This window comes from Pseudomonas sp. R3.Fl, from assembly GCF_023516765.1.
GTDB lineage: Bacteria > Pseudomonadota > Gammaproteobacteria > Pseudomonadales > Pseudomonadaceae > Pseudomonas > Pseudomonas citronellolis.
This window is the reverse complement of record NZ_JAMGSO010000001.1, coordinates 6,364,770-6,384,679: the sequence shown is the minus strand read 5'-3', so window position 1 is coordinate 6,384,679 and position 19,910 is coordinate 6,364,770. Positions and strand designations below refer to the sequence as shown.

Genomic DNA, 19,910 nt, shown 5'->3' with positions numbered 1-19,910 from the left:
GCGAACGCGGGAACCCAGAGACTTTTGGGGTTGGGCTCGGTGTAGCGCGCCGCTCCGAGTCTGCGGAGATTTTTTGTTTCGCCCCCTCGGGCGAGTCCCTTTTGTCAATCGGTGGAAGGCCACCCCCGCAAAAAGGAACCAAAAAGGCTTGCCCCGCATACGGGCCCGATGGAGCCGGGCTACCCTCGCGAATTCCCCCGCCACGGAGGCCCGCCCCGAGGGTACGTCCCGAGGGTATGTCCCTGTAGCCCATCGGGGCTCTCGCGACATCCATGTCGCATGACCTCCTGAGCGCGGGTTTCGCTCGGCCTTCTGAAGGGGCGTTCCGGTGCGCTCGGAGGTTTCTCTGGAAGTCAGAATCGCGGACGGAGTCCGCTCCTACGGTTCCAGGAAGCTCGGCTTTTCGTAGGATGGTGTTGAGCTTGCGATACCCATCACCACGGCAGCATGGGTATCGCAAGCTCAACCCATCCTACGGTTCAGGGAAGCACGGGCGTAGGAGCGGACTCCGTCCGCGATCGACCAACCGCCCGCAGCGGGCTATCCGGTGACGCTCAGCGCACCACCGCCAACTCGAACCCACCCTGGTCGGCATGCTGCCGCACCTTCATCCCCTCCTCGTTCACCGCCAGGTTTTCCAGCGGGCGCTTGTAGGGTTTGTTGTCCAGCGTCTGCAGGGCGCGGTCCTCGTCGGTGGTCAGCAGCAGCACGTAGCGCTCGCCCTGGTTGGCGCGCACCGGCACCGTGCCTTCGATGAAGGCGTAGCGGTACCAGGTTTCCGGGTTGAGCTTGTAGACCGCGTCGCTGACCAGGCGCGTCGGGCGTTTGCGTTCGTCGAGGAACAGCAGCGACGGGTAGACCACCTGGTGGTTGGAGAAGCTGCGCACGCGCAGGCCGTAGACCTGCTGTGAGGCCGGCAGCTTCATGGCTACGTAGTAGCTCTTGCCCATGGGGAAGTCGAAGCTCGGCGAGAACTTGTTGAGCTCCTCGTAGCGCGGCTCGTCGGCGTTCAGCTCGGTGAACTCGCCCTCGGCGATCTGCTCGCAGCAGCGCCTTTGCAGGTCCTGGTAGAGGTCATTGAGGGTCTTGCCGCTGCCCTTGAGCAGGGCCTTCATGGCGTCGCTCTGCTCGCCGCTGCCGTCCAGCCCCGGCAGGGCCTGCGGGCGCTGCTTGAATTGCACCTCGCGGCCCTCGGTGAAGGCGATCTGGTTGCGGCGGATGCCGTCGGCGCGGTCCTGGGCGGTGATCGGCGAGTTGTGCATGCGGCCCTGCTCGTCGACCCAGGTGTAGTACGGGTTGCCGTTCTCGCTGCGGACGAAGCCCTTGTCCTCGTAGGCCTCGGCGTCGATGTACTCGGAGGAATGGTCGCCGTTGGGCAGCACGTAGTCGCCGCGCCCGGCGGGCACCTGGTTGCCGGCGTAGAAGCTGTTCTGCAGGTTGCCCTGGCCGTCCACCCAGGTGAAGTAGCGGCGCTTGCTCTCCCCCGCCGGCGCGCTGCCGGGCCAGAGGGTGCCGCCGTCGTCGCGCAGGCGGGCGCGGTCGCTCTGGTCGATGCGCCTGGCCGCCTGGCGCTGCTGCTGGCCGTAGCCGGCGTCGACGAAGGTGTTGTGCACCTGGCCGTTGTCGTCGATCCACGACAGGTAGCGCCCGGCGTCGGCCAGCGCCGGCAGCGGCGCGGCCGCCGTGGCCAGCAGGCAGAGGAACAGGTGGCGGGAACGCTGCATCGGGCCGCTCCTCAGAAGGTGGTGTTGTAGGTCAGGGCGAAGATATAGGCCTTCACCGTGGTATGTACATCCATGCCGGCATAGGGGTTGTAGACCAGGTTGTCGATGCCGGTGCAGGTCAGGTTGCAGCTCTGCCCGGCCTTGATGCTCTGCTTGGAGACGAAGTAGTTGAAGCCCAGGTCGATGTTGGTGTCCTTGTCCCAGCGGTAGCCCAGGCCCAGGCCGTAGAGGTCGGCGTCGCCGATGGGCACCAGGGCGTCGGCCTTGCTCTTGGGAATCGCCGAGGGCCGGTATTCGTAGCCGGCGCGCAGCTGCAGGCGGTCGTTGACGTCATACTGCACACCCATGGCGTAGCTCCAGGTGTCGCGGTAGCCACGGTCGAGGATGATGCTGTGGTCGGTGGCGCCGTTGGGGGCGAAGTTCTTGGCGATGCGCAGCAGGTCCAGTTCCCTGTCGAACTCGATCTCCAGGTTGTTCCAGTCACTGTAGCCGCTCCACTTCAGGTCGAAGTTGAACTGCCAGTCATCGAACGGGCGCAGCTTGATGCCGGTGGAGAAGTTGTCCGGGTTGGTCATCTTCAGCGTCGCCACGCCGTGCTCCTCCTCGGCGTTGCCGTAGGGGAACAGCGGGCTGAGGAAGGCGCCGAACACCGAGTTCTGCAGGCCGGACCAGAAGCCCTGCCAGTCCTTGGTGTAGTCCACCCGGTACTTGCCCTTGAGCTTCATGCGCGACTCGCTCTGGTACACCGCGCCCCAGGCGAACCAGTCGGTGGGCTCCCAGAGCACGCCCAGGTTGTAGCTGGGCGAGAGGGTCTGCTGCATGTCCAGCTTGAGGTTGGCCAGGGTGTCGTAGGGGCCGATGCGCCCGCCGCAGACGTTGAACACCAGCTCGACGATCTCCTGCGCGCCGGGCACGCAGGTGGTGTCGTGGAGGGTCTGCAGCAGGCCGGTGAGCAGGCCGGGGTTGCGGAAGTCGGTGTCCAGGGCCATGGCCTGGTGGGAGAAACCGATGGACAGGCCGAAGGACAGCGTGTCGTTCATCTGGTAGCCCACCGACGGCGAGAAGTAGGTCAGCCGCTGCAGCGACACGCGGCGCCCGTCGTAGCGCCCCGGGTCGCTGTCCGAGTCCCGCGAGTAGCCCAGCGCCTGGGGCGTGTAGACGTTGGTGGCGAAGGTGAACTTGGAGCCCGGCGGGTTGATCGACAGGCCCGCCAGCGGCGCCACCAGCATGGGCACGTCGGTCATGCCGCCCAGGCCCGGCAGGTACATGGTCGGCGTCATGGTGCGGCTGTGGGAGTTGGCCACCGGGTCGTCGGACACGCCGAAGGTGCTCTCGCCGTAGTTCGGCGGCGCGTGGAAGCCGGCGCGGATGTCCATCACCCCGCTGACCAGCTTCACCGTGGTCTGCCGGCCCTTGAGCTTGGTCAGCGCCGCGGGGTTGTAGTGCACGGCGTCGATGCCGGTGGAATCGGCGGTGACCGCGTTGCCCAGGGCCATCGCCTTGGGGTTGCCGATGGTGATGTCGTTGGCCAGTTGGGCCTGGGCCGGCAGAATCCAGCCAAGCCCCGCCCCTGCCATCGCCAGCAGAAGTGGCGAAATGCGCTTCGTCATGGGAACTCCGCTCGCCGTTTAGTCGGGCTTAAGGCCCTTGATATCCAGGGGCAGGGAAACCCCCAGCAAGATATCCGGTGAGTCTTCGGTCAGGCCGAAGCCGGCGTTCACGTTGACGATGTAGTCAGGCGAGGTGCGCAGGCCGAGCGAGAAGTTCATGACCGCGCTGGTCTGCTCGGGAGCCTCCACCGTGCGGGTGTCGAAGTGGTAGCGGCTCTTCATCTGGTAGGCCATCTGGTAGGAGGTGGCCAGGGACACGTCGTAGGACAGCGCGTAGGCCATGCCCATGGCGAAGTTCAGGGTGTCGCCCGGGGTGACCTTGTTCAGCTCCTCGCCGTACTGGTTCTGGTGGATGTTGTCGACCTTGAGGTTGTAGGTGTAGCCGAGCGAGCCGTAGAGCACGACCGGGTCGATCACGTAGGACATGTTCGCGCCCACGCCGAGGCTGTAGTAGCCGTTGCCGGTGGATACGTCCTTGTCCGGGTTCATGTCGAACGGGCTGTCGCCGGTGGGCAGGCCGAGGGTGGCGTAGAAGGTGGTGACCGGGCGGCCGCGCATCGCTGCCCAGGGCTGCCAGCGCAGAGTCGCGGAAATGTCGCCGAGGCTGTAGGCGTGGACGTCGCTCTCGGTGTCGTACTTGGCCACGAAGGGCAGGCGCAGGCTGAAGGTCAGGTTGTCCCAGACGCCGTAGTCGAAGGTGAAGGAGTTGGTGAAGGTGTGCTGCGCCTCGCTGGTCGCCAGCACGCTGTAGACGCTGTCGCCGGTGCGCACCTGCTGGATGCGGGTGTCGCGCATCATCGAGTAGTCCAGGCCGTAGGTGAGGGTCCGCTCGCCCTTCTTCAGCAGGGTGTAGCTCTTCTCCGCCGCCTGGAACACCTCTTCCAGGGCCTTGGCGCTGTCGGCGTCGTCGGCCTTCTTGGCCAGCGCGTCACGCGCCTGGTCGACCGAGCCTTCCTCGGCCGGCGCCGGGCCCGACGCAAGCAAGGCCAGTATGGCGGCGCACGCATACCCCCTGAATCTCATGATGCAATCCCCTGGTCTTGTTCTTATGGAAGGATGAAACGTCGATCACTTGCTGCGTATGAACTGCACGTCGCCTTTGGATGCGGCCTCGATCATCTGGTTGCTGGTGAACTTGCTCATCTCCGGGAACTCGCGGAAGGCCAGCAGGCTCACGGTGCGGTCGTCCACCAGGCGCAGGTCCTGCTCCTTCAGGGCCAGGGCGTTCTTCGGCTCCTGGCCGCTTGGGTAGATGACGAAGAGGACGTTCTGGTCCCAGATCGCCTCGAAGCGGCTGCGGGTGAAACTGATGTTGCCCAGGGCAGGATCGGCAACGAAGACGTGGTCGTTGTAGACGTCGCGCACCACCACGAAATGCTTGAAGCCACCGTAGTGGATGGGTACCAGCGCCGGGTGCTCCAGCGAATCCAGGTCGGAGAATTCGGCGCGGAAGCCGCCGCTCCTGTAGCCCAGCGCGGCCGCGTAGCGCTTCATGTCCAGCAGCGAGAAGCCGCGGCGCTGGACGATCTTGTCGGCCTCGCCGTACTTCAGCAGGCCTTCCATCACCTGGCGTTCCTGCAGGTCGCGGCCCAGGTAGTAGTCCAGCAGGGTGGTCAACGCCGCCGAGCCGCAGCTGTAGTCGTAGGCCTGGCGGATGACGTTGCGGAACTGCACCTGGCTCATGGGTTCGAGTTGCACGGCCTCGCGGAAGGGGCCGTTGGGCGTGAGCTGCTGGGTGATGTTCACCGTGCCCCGGGGTTGCGGTTGGGTATCCACCGTCTGGGTGAAACCGAACAGGCCGAGCAGGCTTCCCAGCAGTATCTCGAACATCCCCTCTCCTCTCTCCTGGAAGAACCCTTGCCGGCACGGGCCGGCAAGGGGATACGCGTCACACGACCGATGGATCAGTGGCCCCAGATGCGAACCTGGGAACCGGCCATGTTCAGGTTGGAAACGGTCAGCGAACCGATGCTGGCGGCGCTGGTGTCGCCCACCTTGATGGCGCCCACCGAGACGTCGCCGGTCATGCCCGGCAGGCCCAGGGCCAGCTGCTGGGTGTCGGCGGTGCCGATCTTGGTGGTGACCACGTCGACGGTCAGCGGGTTGGCATCGTCGATCTTCAGGGCGGTGCCGCCCGGGCCGGTCAGGGTGATGTTCTCCAGGCGCAGGGAACCGGACTTGGTGTCGTCGATCTTGTCGGTGTAGACCACCGCCCCGATGCTCGCCTTGAAGTCACCGGCGATGCTGATGCCGTCCTGGCCGGTCACGCCGGCGAGCGCGCTGTCGTCCATGGATTTCAGATCGGCATGGGCCAGGAAGGGAGCGGCCAGAACAGCGCTTGCAAGAACCAGTTGTTTGATTTTTTTCATTCTTGTTTCTCTCCAGTGTTCAGGTGGGGTTGCCCCAGGGCACTGCAGGGGGCGTCCTGCCCCGCTGCAGGTTGGCCGGCCAAGCCGACCCTCCAGACCCGCGCCGTCTTCCCTAGGTGCCGCGGGCATGGATTCGTGAAGCACCAGGCTTCGCGTCCTGTTTCCCAAGCTACTGGGCAACCCCCCACCTGCCAGCCCATCCAAGGGATGGAGCCGGAAACGCCGTTCGCCTCAGGCTTCGCTGAGCAACCCCAGGCTCTTGCCCTTGAGTACCGCCTGGGTGCGGCTGCGCACCCCCAGCTTGGCGAACAGGTTGTGCAGGTGCCACTTGATGGTGGCTTCCGACAGATGCACCGCCTGGGCGATGTCGCGGTTCGAAAGCCCGGCCGCCACCAGCCGCAGGATTTCCCGCTCGCGGTGGCTAACATCTTGATTTTCCTCGAAACCCGCCGGGTCGACGGACAGCCTGCGGCACTGTTCGCGGAGCAGTTCCGCCACCCCCTGCCAGGCCGCCGCGCGCTTGGGCTCGGCCTCGCGCCAGGCGTCCCAGAACGGCAGCAGCCAGATGGCGTCGTCCTGGAACAGCCGGCGGTAGCCCTGGTTCCAGGCTTCCTCGAGGGTGGGCGCGAACAGGGCGAAGGCCTTTTCGCTGTTACCTTTCTGCCAATACGCCACAGAAAGTAACAAGGCCAGACGCAACCGCCGGTCGCGCAGATAGGGCGAGGCGTTCGCCGCCAGCGCCGATTCCAGACGCTGCTGGGCGCGCTCGGCGCGCCGCTCGGACAGCGCCACCCGCGCCTCGGCCAGGGCCAGCGCAGCCTGGGCATCGGCATAGCGCTCGGCGGAGAGCCCCGACAGGTGCCGGGCCAGTTGCAGGCACACGCGCTCGGCCTCGTTCGGCCGGCGCAGCCACAGCAGCAGCTGCACCTTGCAGCCCATGGCCAGCGCGTAGACGCGCTCGTAGCCCGGCGACTGCAGGCCGGCCAGCCATTCGTCGAGCTGGGCCAGGCCCTGTTCGGCCTCGCCGGCGAAGAAGCGCGCCTTGGCCATCACCAGTTGGCCGCGGCTGATCAGCTCCATGGGCGTGGCCACGTCGCGCCAGGTGGTGGCCAGCGGCAGTTCGGCGAGGATGGCCGCATGGCGGTCCTGCTCGTAGAGGATGTCGGCGTAGGCCAGGGCCAGCGGCCCGCCCACCCGGCTGCGCCGGCCGAACACGCGCTCGACGCGGCTGCGCGCGCCCTCGGCGATGGTCCGGCCGCGCTCCAGCTCGCCGCTCTCCTTGCAGATCAGCGCCTCGATCATGCTCGCCACCACCTGCAGGTACTCGCTGTCGGCCATGCGCAGGCACTCGCGGGCCACGCCGATGGCGCCGGCGGCCTCGGCGTAGTCGCCCAGCAGCGCATGGGCGGCGGCCAGGATGCAGGCCAGGCTGGCGCGGAACACCGGCTGGTTGGCCGGCACCAACGCCAGCCACTGGCGCGACACCTTGAGGCTGGCCTCCAGCTTGTCCTGGTACAGCAGCACCAGGGCCTTGAGCACCTGGGCCACGGCCAGCAGCTCGGCCAGGCCGAAGTTGCGCGCCTTGCCCTGGCCCATCAGCAGGCGGGCGCTGAGTTCCTCGATGAGCGCCTCGGCTTCGGCGAACTTCTGTTCGAAGGCCAGCTGCCAGGCGTAGAAGATCTGGAACACCGGATGCTCGCGGATCACCTCGGCGGGAATGCCGCCGAGCATGCCGAGGATGCTGTACACCCGGTTGCCGGCGATCAGCCGCGCGCCCTGGCGCTCCAGCAGGTCGGCGGCGAAGGCGTAGTCGCGGGCGCGCAGGGCGTAGCGCACCGCGCGGTCGGCCATGTCGCGGCTTTCGCACCAGCGCGCGGCGGCGTTGAGCAGCGGCGTGGGGTCGGCGCTGCGGGCCAGGCGCCCCTGGAGGAAGTCGGCGAACAGGTGGTGGTAGCGGAACCACTCGCGCGTATCGTCCAGGGGGATGATGAACAGCTGCTCGTTCTGCAGGCGCATGAGCATGTCCAGGCCGTCGCGGCGCCCGGTCAGGGCGTTGCACAGCTCGGCGCAGAACTCGTCGAGCACCGAGGTCTGGTCGAGGAACTGCTGCAGCGCCGGCGGCAGGCTGGCCAGCACGTCCTCGGCGAGGTAGTCGGCGATGTCCCGCTCGGTGCCCGACAGCCCGCGCAGGAAGCCCTCGCGGTCGCTGTGCCGGGCCAGCGCCAGGGCGGCCAGGTGCAGCGCGGTGATCCAGCCCTCCGTGCGCTTGTACAGCAGGCCCAACTCGGCGTCGTCCAACTGCAGGCCCTTGAGTTCCAGCAGGTAGGTGTCGGCCTCCTCGCGGGTCAGGCGCAGGTCGGCGCCGTTGAGGCAGAAGGCCCAGGGCGCCAGCGCCGGCTCGTCCACCAGGAAGCGCGGGCGGTAGCGGGTGCTGGTGACCAGGCGCACGTTGTCCGGCAGGTGCTCAATGAGGTAGCGCGCCCCCGGCTGCAGGGCCGGGTGGCGGATCTGGTGGAAGTCGTCGAGGAACAGGTAGAGCGCTCCGTCGATGCGCTTGAGGTCGGCGAGGAAGGCATCCAGCAGCCCTTCCAGCGGCAAGGTCATGTCCGACTGCAGCAGGTTCGAGGTGTTGGCGCCGAAGCCGGGGGCGACGCTGCGGATGCTCTCCACCAGGTACTGCAGCAGGCGCTGCGGCTCGCTGTCGCCCTCATCGCAGGACAGCCAGGCCACCAGCGCGCCGCTGGCCAGCAGGCGCTCGCGGAACAGGCTGAGCACGGTGCTCTTGCCGAAGCCGGCCGGCGCGCTGAGGATCAGCGCGCGCTGCTGGCGCGCCGAGAACAGGCGGTCGATGAGCGCGCGCCGCGGCAACAGCAGGGCGCCCTCGGTGCGCGGCGGGAACAGCTTGGTGCGCAACAGCGGCAGGGGCGGCTGCTGGGAATTGAGTGTGGTCATGTCAGAGCAGGCTCAGTTCGCGGGCACGGCGAATCGCTTGGGTCCGATTGCGCACCTTGAGTTTCTCGTAGATGTTGTGCAGGTGCCATTTGACGGTGCCCAGGGCCAGCGACAACTGCTGGCCGATCTCCTCGTTGGAGAGCCCCTGGGCCGCCAGGCACACCACTTCCCGCTCGCGGTCGGTCAGCCCTTCCTCGAGCACGTCCTGTGCCTTGCGCGTTTCCTGGCCGGGCCACAACCCCAGCAGGCTGCGGATGAACACCTGCAGCGCCGGCTGGCGCTCGGTGGCCTCCAGTTGCTGGAGCATCTGGCGGATGCCCTCGCCTTCCTCGATGAACAGGCTGCGCACGCCTTCGCGCTCGGCGCCCACCAGGCATTGCCCGAGCAGGCTGTTGGCGCGCTCCTGGTAGCCCAGGCGCTGGTAGCTGAGCGCCGCCAGCAGGTCCAGGCGCAGGCGCTGCAGGCCGTGCCAGTTGGACTGCAGCAGGCCGCGCAGCTGGGTGATCTCGTGCAATGCCTCGCTGAAATGGCCGCGCGCCTGCAGCAGGCGCACGCGGCTCAGGCCGCGCACCCAGAGCACCGGGTTGAACGGGCCCTGGCGGTAGGAGGCGGCGAGCTTCTGCCAGTCGATGCCGTTGAGGCGCTGCTCGGCGCGCTTGCAGCGGTCGGCCGCCGGCTCCTGGAGGATCAGGTTGATCTCCTCGCCCACGGCCATGGCGAAGATGCGCCAGGAATGGTTGCGCGAGGCCAGGCTCTGCATCAGCCCGAGAGTCGCCAGGGCCTCCTTGCCGCGCCCCTGCAGGCGCTGCACCCGCGCCAGGCACTGCATGCCCTGGGCATAGAGGTCGATGGGATTGATCACGTCGACACGCCCCAGCGCCCAGCGCAGGCGCTCTTCCAGGCCGTCGACGTCCATGCGGTAGTAGGCGGTCAGACCCTCGGTGATGGCCGGCAGGGCCAGCGCCTGGGAGCGCCGGTCGAACAGCGGCACGGCCTGCTGCTTGACGCGCTCCACCAGCAGTTGCGCCTGCTTCACCTGGCCCTGCTCCAGGGCCAGCATCACCTCGATGGTGGACAGCTGCATGTGCAGGTAGCGGCCGTCGAGGAAATGGTTGCGCTGCTGCGCCAGGCCCATCAGGCGGCGCGCCTGCTCGGGCTGGCCGTGCATCACCTGGGCGAAGGCGGCGACCAGCAGGATGGCGCATTCGAGGAAGGCCGAGTTCTGCCCCAGTTGGCTCTCCACCCGGCGGGCCAGGGCGATGCACTGCTCCAGGTCGTCCTTCTGCAGCGCCAGCACGGCCTTGACCGCCAGCGCCGAGAGGTACTGGTCGCCCATCGGCGTCTGCGGCTTGCCGTCGCTCCAGCGCGCCAGCAGCTCGTCGAGCATGCGGTTGGCCTCGGGCAGGCTCAGTTCGCTGGCGCGGGTCCAGACGTCGCTGAGCACCAGGATCGGGTAGCGCGCGGCGATCTCGTCGGGCACCTGCCGGCGCCAGCGCGAGATCAGGTACAGCTGGCCGCGGTTGATCAGCTCCAGGCCGTAGCCGTCGACCAGGGCGGCGAGCATCTCCGGGTCCTCGGCCAGGCAGGCGTGCTCGATGGCCAGGGTCGGCATGTGGTGGTTGGTGAACCACAGGCTGGCGTTGAAGTGCAGTTGCTTGAAGCGCTCCGGCTCGCGTTCGCGCAGGTGCGCGCGGAGGAAGTCGGCGAACAGCTGGTGGAAGCGGTACCAGTGGCGCTCGCGGTCCAGCGGCATGAGGAACAGTTGCAGGCTGTCCAGGCGCTCCAGCAGGGCCTGGCCGTCCTGGCGGCCGGTCAGGGCGTTGGCCAGCTCGCCGTTGAAGCGGCTTGCCACGCTGAGCGTCAGCAGGCTGTCGCGGATGTCCCGGGGCAGGCGCTCGAAGACGCTGCGCAGCAGGTAGTCGCCGACCTCGGCGGGGCCGCCGCCCAGTTCGGCCAGGTCGCGCTGGGCGCCGGCGGGCGGCTGGCGCAGCCACAGGCCGAACAGCTGCACGCCCATCACCCAGCCCTCGGTGCGGGCGTACACGGCCTTCAGGCAGGCCTCGTCGAGCGCCACTCCCTCGCCGCTCAGGTATTCGCGGGTCTGCTCCTGGGACAGGCGCAGCTCTTCCACCCCGACTTCCAGCAGCAGGCCCTTGGCCCGCCAGGTGGCCAGGCTCAGCGGCGGCTGCGAGCGGCTGCCGATGGCCAGGGTCAGGCCCGGCGGGGCGTACTGCACCAGGCGGTTGAGGCCGGCGAAGATGTCCGGGTGGGTGATCCGGTCCAGGTCGTCGAGCACCAGCAGCAGCGGCACGTCGACGCGCAACAGGTCGGAAAGCAGGCTCTCCATGACCGCCACGGCCGGCACCCGCAGGGTGTTGTGCAGGTAGGCCGCGGCGTCCCGGCCGACGTCCGGCAGGCTGGCGGCCAGGGCCTCGGTGAGCTTGCCGCAGAAGCGCCCCGGGTCGTCGTCGGAGCCTTCCAGGGAAAGCCACACCACCTTCTGCCCCTGCGCTTCGCGGCGCTCGGCGAGCATGGCCAGCGCGGCGCTCTTGCCGAAGCCGGCGGGGGCGCTGAAGAGCAGGACGCGATGATGGGCGGAACGCTCCAGGGCAGCCTGGAGCTGGGGGCGGTACTGGTATTCGGCAGGCACCCCGGGGGGTGTCGATCTGGTACGCAGAAGGCTGCCGGCTGCGGTTTTTAGCACTACGTCCACGGCCTCTATCCCTGTTTCATTATCGTTGTGGTACGGAGCATGGCTTCCGCGGGATAATCCAATTCTTATCAGAATGCTTACCTTGCGTAAACCGAAGAGAAGGGCTCTAGCATCGACTCTTCGGGCGTGCGCAGGAATGGCTCTCAGCCTAGCCCAGGGTTCCTGTTCCTACCTATGTCCCGCTATTCCGTACACCCGCTCCCCTACCGGGAAGATCCGACGGCGCGCTTCGCCCGCATCGCCCAGGCGCCCGGCGCCGTGCTGCTGGACGCCGGCAGGCCTGGCGCCGACCGTGGACGCTATGACCTTATGAGCGCCTGGCCATTGGCAGAACTGGCGCCAAGTGCCGACGAATCGGCCAAGGCGTTCTTCGCCCGCCTGCGCACGGCGCTGCAGAGCCTCGGACAGGCCGACGCGGGGGAAATTCCGGACCTGCCATTCGTCGGCGGAATGATCGGCTATCTGAGCTACGACCTGGGACGGCGCATCGAACGCCTGCCGCAGCACAGCCGGGACGACCTCGGCCTGCCCGATGCGCGGGTCGGCCTGTACGCCTGGGCGCTGGTCACCGACCACCAGCGTGGCACCAGCCAGCTGGTGTTCCACCCGCGCCTGGAAGCCGCCGAGCGCCAGCGCCTGCTGGCGCTGTTCGAGGCCGACGCGCCGGCGCCGGCGCTGCCGCCCTTCCGCCTGCATGCCGGCTTCCGGCCGGACCTGAGCCGCGAGCAGTACCGCCAGGCCCTGGAGCGGGTGCAAGGCTACATCCTCGCCGGCGACTGCTACCAGGTGAACTACACCCAGCGCTTCCGCGCGCCCTGCAGCGGCTCGCCCTGGCTGGCCTACCTGGCCCTGCGCGAGGCCTGCCCGACGCCCTTCGCCGGCTACCTGGGCCTGGGCGACGGCGCCATCCTCAGCCTGTCGCCCGAGCGCTTCATCCGCATGCACCGGCGCCAGGTGGAGACGCGCCCGATCAAGGGCACCCGCCCGCGCGGCCGCACACCCGCGGAGGACGCGGCCAATGCCGAGGAACTGCTGGCCAGCCCCAAGGACCGCGCCGAGAACCTGATGATCGTCGACCTGCTGCGCAACGACCTGGGGCGCAGCTGCACGCCCGGCACGGTGCGGGTGCCGGAACTGTTCGCGCTGGAGAGCTACCCCAACGTGCACCATCTGGTCAGCAGCGTGACCGGCGAGCTGGCCGCCGACAAGGACGCCCTCGACCTGTTGCTGGGCAGCTTCCCCGGCGGCTCCATCACCGGCGCACCCAAGGTCCGCGCCATGCAGATCATCGACGAGCTGGAGCCGAGCCGCCGCGGCATCTATTGCGGCAGCCTGTTCTACCTGGACGTGCGCGGCGAGCTGGACAGCTCCATCACCATCCGCACCCTGCTGGTGAAGGACGGCCAGGCCAGTTGCTGGGGCGGCGGCGGGATAGTCGCCGATTCGGACTGGGAGGCGGAATACGCGGAGTCGCTGACCAAGGTGGACGTGCTGCTGCGCACACTGGAACGCCTCGGCGACTGAGCGCAGCGCCGCGCAGAGCGCTACGCCGTCGCCCGCCTCGGCAGGGCCACCCGCACCCGCAGCCCGCCCAGTTCGCTGCCCTCCAGCGCCAGGCTGCCGCCGCAGGCCTCGGCGATGTCGCGGGCGATGCCCAGGCCCAGGCCGTGGCCGGCCACCTGCTCGTCCAGGCGGGTGCCGCGTTCGAGCACGCTGTCGCGCAGTTCCTCGGCGATGCCCGGGCCGTCGTCGTCCACCAGCAGGCGGTAGCCGTCCTCACCCTTCTCCACCTGTAAGCGCACCTCACTGGCCGCCCACTTGCAGGCGTTGTCCAGCAGGTTGCCGAGCAGTTCCAGCAGGTCCTCGCGGTCGAACGGCAGGCGCAGGCCGGGCTCGGCCTGGCAGCTGATGCGCAGGTGCTCGCCGTGGATCAGCTGGAGCATCTCGCGCAGGCTGGGCAGCTCGGCGTCGCAATCGAAATGCGCGCCGGGCAGCGCCTCGCCCACCAGGCGCGCGCGGCCCAGTTCGCGGGCCAGGCGTTGGTCGATCTGCTCCAGCTGCTCCTGCAGCACCCGCTTCAGCTCGGGGTGCTGCCGCAGTTCCTCGCGCTCGGCCAGGCTGATCAGCACCGCCAGCGGCGTCTTCAGCGCATGGCCAAGGTTGCCCAGGGCGTTGCGCGAGCGGCGCAGGGTTTCCTCGGTGTGCTGCAGCAGGTGGTTGACCTGCTCCACCAGCGGCTCCAGCTCCTGCGGCACCTGGGTGTCCAGCTGGCTGCGCTGGCCGTCCTGCAATTGGGCGATCTGCTGGCGCACCCGCTCCAGCGGGCGCAGCGCGCGGCGCACCGTCAGGCGCTGGAAGAACAGGATCAGCAGCAGCGCCAGCGCCCCGGCGCCCAGGCCGATGTTGCGCAGGCGGTTGAAGCTCTTGAGGATCGGCGTGTAGTCCTGCGCCACGCTGATCTGCAGGCTGCGGCCGTAGCGCTTGTAGTCGCCGCGGAAGACCAGCAGGCGCTGGCCTTCCGGGCCCTTGGCCAGGCCCTCGCGCAGGCCCGGGTGGCCCGGCACCTTCAGCTCGTGGTCCCACAGCGAGCGCGAGCGCCAGTCGGTCTGTTCGAAGTGGATCTGGAAGTAGCGCCCGGAGAACAGCCGCTCGTAGGCGCCGTCAATACGCTGCGGGTCCAGCTGCAGACCGGCCGGGCCGCGGATGATCGCCACCAGCAGGCTTTCCGCCTCGTCCTGCAGGCCGCTGGCCAGGTAGCGGCGCAGGCCCTGGTCGTAGAACCAGAGCCCGGCCTGGGCCAGCGCCAGGCCGACCACCAGCAGCACCGCGGCGAGGCCGAAGCCCAGGCGCCGCTGGATCGAGATCAAGCCGCGCCCCCGCTGCTGCCGGCGAAGCGGTAGCCCTGGCCGCGGCGGGTCTCGATGATCTCGCGGCCGAGCTTGCGGCGCAGGTGGTTGATGTGCACCTCGATGACGTTGGAGTCGCGCTCGGTCTCGCCGTCGTAGAGGTGCTCGGCCAGGTGCGACTTGGACAGCAGTTGGCCCGGGTGCAGCATGAAGTAGCGCAGCAGGCGGAACTCGGCGGAGGTCAGGTCGACCTCGCGGCCATCCTGCTGCACGCACTGGCGCGCCTCGTCCAGGCGCAGGCCGCCGGCCTCCAGCTGGGCCTGGTTGGCCACGCCGTGGGCGCGGCGCAGCAGGGCCTGGATGCGCAGGAAGAGTTCTTCGGGGTGGAAGGGCTTGGTCAGGTAGTCGTCGGCGCCGGCCTTCAGCCCGTCGATGCGCTCGGCCCAGGAACCGCGCGCGGTGAGGATCAGCACCGGGGTGGCCAGGCCCAGGCCGCGCCATTCGCGCAGCACGTCCAGGCCGGGGCGGCCCGGCAGGCCGAGGTCGAGGATGATCAGGTCGTAGGGCTCGCTGGCCCCCTGCACCGCGGCGTCGCGGCCGTCGGCCAGCCAGTCCACGGCGTAGCCCTGGCGGCTCAGCCCGGCCAGCAGTTCGTCGGCGAGGGGGACGTGGTCTTCCACCAGCAGCAGACGCATCAGTCGTCTTCCTTATCCTTGAGGATGCGCCCGTCACGGGCATCCAGTTCCAGTTCGCGGACCACGCCGCCGGCGGTGAGCAGCTCGATCTCGTAGATGTAGGTGTCGTGCTCCTTCTCCAGCTCCGCCTCGAGCAGGCGCGAGCCGGGGTAGCGCTGCAGCGCGGCCGGCAGTATCGACTCGAAGGGGCGGATCACCCCTTCGCGGGTCAGGCGCAGGGCCTCGTCCTGGCTGAGGTCGTGGGCCAGCGCCGGCCCGGCGACGCACAGGGCGGCGAGCAGGGCGTAACGCAGAGGATAGGTCATCAGTGGTCCTGGCGGTCCTTGAGCACTTCACCGCTCACCGCGTCCAGCTCGACATCCCACTTCACCCCCTGGGCGTCCTTGATGTCGACCTTGTACAGGTAGCGGCCGTGTTCCAGTTCGAGCTCGCTATCGTACACGGTTCCGCCGGCGTGCTTGGCCAGCGCGGCCTGGTTCAGGCGCTGGAAGTCCTGGATGGTGCCGGCGTCGCGCAGGCGCAGGGCCTCGTCGGGGCCGATGTCGTGGGCCAGCGCCAGGCTGGAGGCGCCGAAAAGAGCGGTGGCGGCGATCAGACGGGTGAGGGTTTGCATGGGAAGGCTCCTGCGAATGGCCAATGCTCGCAGGCTATCGAAAGGCCATTAACTCAAGCTGAATGGATGCAGGACGGATCATTCACCGGATGAAGGATGCTGCCTAGGAAAATACAGCGCTTATAATCGCCGGCTCGCCAGAGAGTGCCCCCATGACCGCCATCCACATCAAGTCCCCCGCCCTCACCGTCAAGGCCGGCGCCCGCGCCCTGCGGCGCATCCGCGAACGCGGCCTGAGCCCCGCCGACGTCGGCATCCTGCCCGGCGCCGCCGGCGGGCCGAAGGCGCTGGGCATCCAGGGGCTGGACCTGGCGCTGTTCGGCGAATGGCTGCCGCGCGCGCCGCGCGAGCGCTCGCTGATCGGCGCCTCGATCGGCTCCTGGCGCTTCGCCAGCGCCTGCCTGCCGGACGCCGCCGCCGGCATCCGCCGCCTGGGCGAGCTGTACACGCAGCAGCGCTTCTCGCGCAACGCGGACATAGCCGAGGTCTCCGCCAGTTGCACGCGGATGCTCGACGACCTGCTCGCCGGGCAGGACGCCAGCGTGCTGGCCAACCCGCACTACCGCCTCAACGTGGTGGTGGTGAAGAGCCACGGGCGCCTGGCCGACGACGGCAAGCGCACGCTCGGGCTGGGCCTGGGCGCGGTGATCCGCGACAACCTGCTCGGCCGCCGCCACCTGCACCGCCACTTCGAACGGGTGATCCTCCACGACGCGCGCCTGGCACCGCCGCTGGCGCCGCTGCGGGACTTCCCCTCGCGCTGCCTGCCGCTGGACGTCGGCAACCTGCGCCACGCGCTGCTCGCCTCCGGCTCCATCCCCATGGTCATGCAGGGCGTGCGCGACATCCCCGGCGCCGGCCCGGGCACCTACCGCGACGGCGGCCTGCTCGACTACCACCTGGACCTGCCCTACGAAACCGACGGCGTGGTGCTCTACCCGCACTTCACCGACAAGGTCATCCCCGGCTGGTTCGACAAGGGCCTGCCCTGGCGCCGCGGCGACGCCACCCGCCTGCAGGACGTGCTGCTGCTGGCGCCGTCGCGCGAATACCTGGCGCGCCTGCCGCACAACAAGCTGCCGGACCGCAAGGACTTCAAGCGCTACCTGGGCGACGACGCCGGCCGCGAGCGCTACTGGAACAAGGCGATGGACGAAAGCCGGCGGATGGGCGACGAGTTCCTCGAACTGGTCGACGGCGGACGCCTGGGAGAAAGGTTGGTGCCGTTGTAGGGTGCATAACGCCTACGGCGTTATCCGCCGCTTGGCCTTGGCCATAATCCCACTCGTTGCCGGGCACGGAGCTGCCGTCAAAGCCGCGCCAGGCTCAGCCATGCAGGGGCCGGCGAGGAAAGTGTAGCGGCGGATAACCGCGAACGGTTATTCGCCCTACGTCCATGGTGAGCTTGGCGTAGGGCGCATAACGCCTACGGCGTTATCCGCCGTTTGACCTTAGCCATAATCCCGCTCGTTGCCGAGCACGGAGCCGCCATCAAAGCCGCGCCAGGCTCAACAGGGAAGCACGTACGTAGGAGCGGACTCCGTCCGCGATGGGCCGAGCCCGCACACCACGCCCCACAGATGAATCCCCTACCCCGGCTGCCCGTCGATCCGGGCCTTCCACAACATCGGCCCGTAGTACCCGGCGAAGATCAGGAACGCCAGCGACCAGCACAGCGCCGCCAGCAGCAAGCCACCCAGCGGCAGCCACCACACCACCAGCACCCGAGCCAGCACTCCCAGGTTGAGCAGGGCGAAGCCCCAGGCCATCGCCTTCGGCGGCTGCAGCGCGCGGCCGGTGTGGCCGAGGCTGACGCGGGCGATCATCGCCAGGATCAGCCCGCCGACGCCGCCCACGGTCAGCGCGTGCAGCGGCAGGCTGGAGGGCAGCGCCGCGCCGGCCGCGGAAGCCGCCAGGCCGAACAGCGCGAGGGTCATCCAGGCATAGGCCAGGTGCAGCGACCACAGCAGCGGCACGCTCCACAGGTCGCGGTCGTACCAGCGCACCAGGCGCACCAGGTGGCCCAGGCCGAGCAGGCCGAAGAGCAGCGCCAGCAACGGCCCCGGTTGCAGCGCCGGGCCGGTGGCGCTGAGCACCGCGAGCAGCGCGCCACCCAGCAGCAGCGCCCAGTCCAGCCACGGCCAGGCCGGCACCTGAGCGGTACGTCCCAGGCCGCGCTGGGTGAAGAAGGGAATCACCCGCCCGCCGATCAGGCTCATCAGCGCCACCACCAGCCACAGCGCAGCCAGAACGCCGCCACGCTGCCAGGCCTCGTTGCCCAGCGCCTGTCCAGCCATGACCAGGGCGTCGGCCAGGGTCAGCAGGACCAGCACCATCAGCACCGGGTAATTGCGCGTCTGCCGCACCTGGTAGAGGCTGCGGCCGACGAACCAGGCCAGGGCCGGCGGGAAGGCCAGCTCCAGCACCGTGGCCAGCCACCAGGGCGCGCCCAGCAGCCAGGCCAGTCGCGCCGCCAGCCAGAGCAGCGCCAGGTTGCGCAGCGGCGCACCGCTAAGACCGGGACGCCCGGTCCAGGTCTGCACCGCGGTGAGCAGGAAGCCGGCGATGATCGCCAGGGCGAAGCCGAACACCATCTCGTGGCGGTGCCAGCCCAGCCAGCCGCCCAGCGGTTGCCACGCGGGCAGCCAGCCGGCCAGCGCGGCGAGCCAGAGGAATATGGCGAGCGCCGCGAACAGCGCCCCACCGAGGAAGAAAGGACGGAAACCCAGCCGCCACAGCGGCGGAATCGCCAGCAGAACCTTGCGATCAACCAACAGCACAACAGACCTCCCAGCCCGGTTGGCGCATCTGCCGCTGGGCGATCAGGCGCAGCACGTAGCCCAGCTTGATGGCGGTCGGCCCGAGGACGGTCAGGGCGTGGGCGGCCACCAGTTGCGGCAGGTTGAGAAAGGCGTCGATGAAATAGGCGCCGAAGATGCCTCCCAGCAGCATAGCGGCCCCCGCGCTGAGCAGGGCGTTGGAATGGCTGAGATTGCGTTGCGGACAGGCGAAGAAGCCTTTCATCACACACCTCCGGTAGTTCGGGGTGGCCGGCCCGCATGGGCCGGCCGGTCTAGCCTCAGGCCTCCAGCGCGCTGGCGGGGCCGAAGAACTCGTAGTGGCACTGCTTTTCCGGCACGCCCAGCTCGCGCAGGAGGCGCTTCACCTGGGCCATGAACGGCTTGGGCCCGAGGAAGTAGGCGTCCAGGTCGCGCTGCTCCGGCAGCCAGTTGCTCAGCAACTGCTGGCTGATGAAGCCCTCGGCATCGGCCTGGTCCTGCTCGCGCGGCTCGCTGTAGCAGAAGAAGTGCAGCAGCGTCGGGTGCTTGCGCGCCTGGTTCTCGATGAACTCGCGGAAGGCGTGCACGCCGCCGTGGCGCGCGCAGTGGATGAAGTGCACCACGCGGCCGGCGTCCAGCGCCTGCTGCAGCATGGCCAGCGACGGGGTGATGCCGACGCCCGCGGTGATCAGCGCCAGCGGCTTGTCGCTGTCGCCCAGGACGAAGTCCCCGGCCGGCGGGAACAGGTCGATCTCGTCGCCTTCCCGGAGCTGGTCGTGCAGGTAGTTGGAAACCCTGCCCTCGGGCTCGCGCTTGACGCTGATGCGGTACTCGCGGCCGTTGGCCGGGGCCGACAGCGAATAGTTGCGGCGCACTTCCTCGCCATCCAGGTCCAGGCGCAGGCCGATGTACTGGCCCGGCTCGAAGTCCAGCAGCGCGCCGCCGTCCACCGGTTGCAGGTAGAAGGAGGTGATTTCCTCGCTCTCGGCCACCTTGCGCGCCACGCGGAAGCGCCGCGCGCCGCGCCAGCCACCCTCTTCGGCGGCATTGCGGGCGTATACCGACTCCTCGGCTCCGATCAGGATGTCGGCCAGTTGCTGGTAGGCGGCGGCCCAGGCGGCGATCACTTCATCGGTGGCGATCTCCTCGCCCAGCACTTCGCGGATGGCGCGCAGCAGGCAGGCGCCGACGATAGGATAATGTTCCGGCAGAATCTGCAGCGACACGTGCTTGTTGACGATCTGCCCCACCAGCGGGCCGAGGCGCTCCAGTTCGTCGATGTGGCGGGCGTACATCAGCACGCCGTTGGCCAGGGCCCGTTGCTGGTCGCCGGAGGCCTGGTGGGCCTGGTTGAAGAGCGGACGCACCTGCGGATACTCGGTCAGCATCAGCTGGTAGAAGTGCCGGGTCAGGGCTTCGCCACCGGTTTCCAGCAGCGGGACGGTCGCCTTGATCAGAGTGCGTTGTTCGTTGGACAGCATGCGGATCTCCTTGGAACGCAAGACAGGGTGGGAACTGCCTGTAATCCTTCAGAAAACGTGCCAAGGCCGGCGGCCAGTATTCGCGGGACTTCCGCGGCGTCAGAAGTCATAATGACCAGCAATCATT

At 68.7% G+C, this 19,910-nt stretch carries 16 protein-coding genes; 2 read left to right on the top strand and 14 right to left on the bottom strand.

The window, feature by feature from the left end; genetic code table 11:
• Positions 1 to 554: 554 nt before the first annotated feature.
• The 7 genes from M8R19_RS28305 to M8R19_RS28275 all read right to left on the bottom strand — a co-directional run bounded on the left by M8R19_RS28305 (position 555) and on the right by M8R19_RS28275 (position 11,368).
• The gene (locus tag M8R19_RS28305; RefSeq protein ID WP_043314975.1) at positions 555 to 1,724 is read right to left on the bottom strand and encodes a MalM family protein; all 1,170 of its coding nucleotides are present in this window, start codon (positions 1,722 to 1,724) and stop codon (positions 555 to 557) included.
• An 11-nt stretch (positions 1,725 to 1,735) separates the two neighbouring features.
• The gene (locus tag M8R19_RS28300) at positions 1,736 to 3,334 is read right to left on the bottom strand and encodes an outer membrane protein transport protein (protein ID WP_249919578.1); all 1,599 of its coding nucleotides are present in this window, start codon (positions 3,332 to 3,334) and stop codon (positions 1,736 to 1,738) included.
• An 18-nt stretch (positions 3,335 to 3,352) separates the two neighbouring features.
• Positions 3,353 to 4,357, bottom strand: coding sequence for a transporter (locus M8R19_RS28295; protein ID WP_069864194.1), 1,005 nt, complete (start codon positions 4,355 to 4,357; stop codon positions 3,353 to 3,355).
• A 45-nt stretch (positions 4,358 to 4,402) separates the two neighbouring features.
• On the bottom strand, positions 4,403 to 5,164 hold the full coding sequence (locus M8R19_RS28290; protein ID WP_116424068.1) for a C39 family peptidase: 762 nt from the start codon (positions 5,162 to 5,164) through the stop codon (positions 4,403 to 4,405).
• A 74-nt stretch (positions 5,165 to 5,238) separates the two neighbouring features.
• On the bottom strand, positions 5,239 to 5,703 hold the full coding sequence (locus M8R19_RS28285; RefSeq protein WP_009618705.1) for a DUF6160 family protein: 465 nt from the start codon (positions 5,701 to 5,703) through the stop codon (positions 5,239 to 5,241).
• Positions 5,704 to 5,934: 231 nt separating this feature from the next.
• Positions 5,935 to 8,655, bottom strand: coding sequence for a helix-turn-helix transcriptional regulator (locus M8R19_RS28280; RefSeq protein WP_249919577.1), 2,721 nt, complete (start codon positions 8,653 to 8,655; stop codon positions 5,935 to 5,937).
• Position 8,656: 1 nt separating this feature from the next.
• Complete coding sequence (locus tag M8R19_RS28275) at positions 8,657 to 11,368, bottom strand: winged helix-turn-helix domain-containing protein (protein ID WP_502943014.1); 2,712 nt, start codon at positions 11,366 to 11,368, stop codon at positions 8,657 to 8,659.
• 174 nt (positions 11,369 to 11,542) lie between these two features.
• Between M8R19_RS28275 and pabB the strand changes: the two genes are divergently transcribed.
• Positions 11,543 to 12,892 (top strand): aminodeoxychorismate synthase component I, encoded by a 1,350-nt coding sequence (pabB, locus tag M8R19_RS28270; RefSeq protein WP_074986051.1) that lies wholly within the window; start codon positions 11,543 to 11,545, stop codon positions 12,890 to 12,892.
• A gap of 20 nt (positions 12,893 to 12,912) precedes the next feature.
• Here pabB and M8R19_RS28265 read toward each other — a convergent pair whose 3' ends face one another.
• The 4 genes from M8R19_RS28265 to M8R19_RS28250 are packed head-to-tail and all read right to left on the bottom strand — an operon-like array spanning position 12,913 to position 15,522.
• The gene (locus M8R19_RS28265) at positions 12,913 to 14,235 is read right to left on the bottom strand and encodes a sensor histidine kinase (protein ID WP_074986058.1); all 1,323 of its coding nucleotides are present in this window, start codon (positions 14,233 to 14,235) and stop codon (positions 12,913 to 12,915) included.
• Positions 14,232 to 14,909 carry a response regulator transcription factor gene (locus M8R19_RS28260; protein ID WP_009618700.1) on the bottom strand — a complete coding sequence of 226 codons (678 nt, stop codon included), beginning with the start codon at positions 14,907 to 14,909 and terminating at the stop codon, positions 14,232 to 14,234. Before M8R19_RS28260 ends, M8R19_RS28265 begins: the two co-directional genes overlap by 4 nt.
• Positions 14,909 to 15,214 (bottom strand): PepSY domain-containing protein, encoded by a 306-nt coding sequence (locus tag M8R19_RS28255; protein WP_074986060.1) that lies wholly within the window; start codon positions 15,212 to 15,214, stop codon positions 14,909 to 14,911. Before M8R19_RS28255 ends, M8R19_RS28260 begins: the two co-directional genes overlap by 1 nt.
• Positions 15,214 to 15,522, bottom strand: a complete 309-nt coding sequence (locus M8R19_RS28250) for a PepSY domain-containing protein (RefSeq protein ID WP_009618698.1) — start codon at positions 15,520 to 15,522, stop codon at positions 15,214 to 15,216. The genes M8R19_RS28255 and M8R19_RS28250 overlap by 1 nt, the downstream gene beginning before the upstream one ends.
• Before the next feature lie 152 nt (positions 15,523 to 15,674).
• Here M8R19_RS28250 and M8R19_RS28245 point away from each other — a divergent pair, with 152 nt between their 5' ends.
• Complete coding sequence (locus M8R19_RS28245; RefSeq protein WP_249919576.1) at positions 15,675 to 16,754, top strand: patatin-like phospholipase family protein; 1,080 nt, start codon at positions 15,675 to 15,677, stop codon at positions 16,752 to 16,754.
• 357 nt (positions 16,755 to 17,111) lie between these two features.
• On the opposite strand, the gene M8R19_RS28240 is transcribed toward M8R19_RS28245, so the two are convergent.
• From M8R19_RS28240 to hmpA, 3 genes are read right to left on the bottom strand one after another with little or no spacing between them, the layout of a single operon-like run.
• Positions 17,112 to 18,302, bottom strand: a complete 1,191-nt coding sequence (locus M8R19_RS28240) for an NnrS family protein (RefSeq protein WP_249919575.1) — start codon at positions 18,300 to 18,302, stop codon at positions 17,112 to 17,114.
• Positions 18,289 to 18,546: a hypothetical protein gene (locus M8R19_RS28235; RefSeq protein ID WP_009618692.1), complete on the bottom strand. Its 258-nt coding sequence runs from the start codon at positions 18,544 to 18,546 to the stop codon at positions 18,289 to 18,291. The genes M8R19_RS28240 and M8R19_RS28235 overlap by 14 nt, the downstream gene beginning before the upstream one ends.
• A gap of 55 nt (positions 18,547 to 18,601) precedes the next feature.
• Positions 18,602 to 19,783: an NO-inducible flavohemoprotein gene (hmpA, locus tag M8R19_RS28230; protein WP_074986074.1), complete on the bottom strand. Its 1,182-nt coding sequence runs from the start codon at positions 19,781 to 19,783 to the stop codon at positions 18,602 to 18,604.
• Positions 19,784 to 19,910 lie beyond the last annotated feature (127 nt).

Excerpts from the sequence above, each read along its gene's own strand:
- M8R19_RS28305 (WP_043314975.1), bottom strand. The coding sequence starts at position 1,724 with ATGCAGCGTTCCCGCCACCTGTTCCTCTGCCTGCTGGCCACGGCGGCC.
- M8R19_RS28300 (WP_249919578.1), bottom strand. The coding sequence starts at position 3,334 with ATGACGAAGCGCATTTCGCCACTTCTGCTGGCGATGGCAGGGGCGGGG.
- M8R19_RS28295 (WP_069864194.1), bottom strand. The coding sequence starts at position 4,357 with ATGAGATTCAGGGGGTATGCGTGCGCCGCCATACTGGCCTTGCTTGCG.
- M8R19_RS28290 (WP_116424068.1), bottom strand. The coding sequence starts at position 5,164 with ATGTTCGAGATACTGCTGGGAAGCCTGCTCGGCCTGTTCGGTTTCACC.
- M8R19_RS28285 (WP_009618705.1), bottom strand. The coding sequence starts at position 5,703 with ATGAAAAAAATCAAACAACTGGTTCTTGCAAGCGCTGTTCTGGCCGCT.
- M8R19_RS28280 (WP_249919577.1), bottom strand. The coding sequence starts at position 8,655 with ATGACCACACTCAATTCCCAGCAGCCGCCCCTGCCGCTGTTGCGCACC.
- pabB (WP_074986051.1), top strand. The coding sequence starts at position 11,543 with ATGTCCCGCTATTCCGTACACCCGCTCCCCTACCGGGAAGATCCGACG.
- M8R19_RS28260 (WP_009618700.1), bottom strand. The coding sequence starts at position 14,909 with ATGCGTCTGCTGCTGGTGGAAGACCACGTCCCCCTCGCCGACGAACTG.
- M8R19_RS28255 (WP_074986060.1), bottom strand. The coding sequence starts at position 15,214 with ATGACCTATCCTCTGCGTTACGCCCTGCTCGCCGCCCTGTGCGTCGCC.
- M8R19_RS28250 (WP_009618698.1), bottom strand. The coding sequence starts at position 15,522 with ATGCAAACCCTCACCCGTCTGATCGCCGCCACCGCTCTTTTCGGCGCC.
- M8R19_RS28245 (WP_249919576.1), top strand. The coding sequence starts at position 15,675 with ATGACCGCCATCCACATCAAGTCCCCCGCCCTCACCGTCAAGGCCGGC.
- M8R19_RS28235 (WP_009618692.1), bottom strand. The coding sequence starts at position 18,546 with ATGAAAGGCTTCTTCGCCTGTCCGCAACGCAATCTCAGCCATTCCAAC.
- hmpA (WP_074986074.1), bottom strand. The coding sequence starts at position 19,783 with ATGCTGTCCAACGAACAACGCACTCTGATCAAGGCGACCGTCCCGCTG.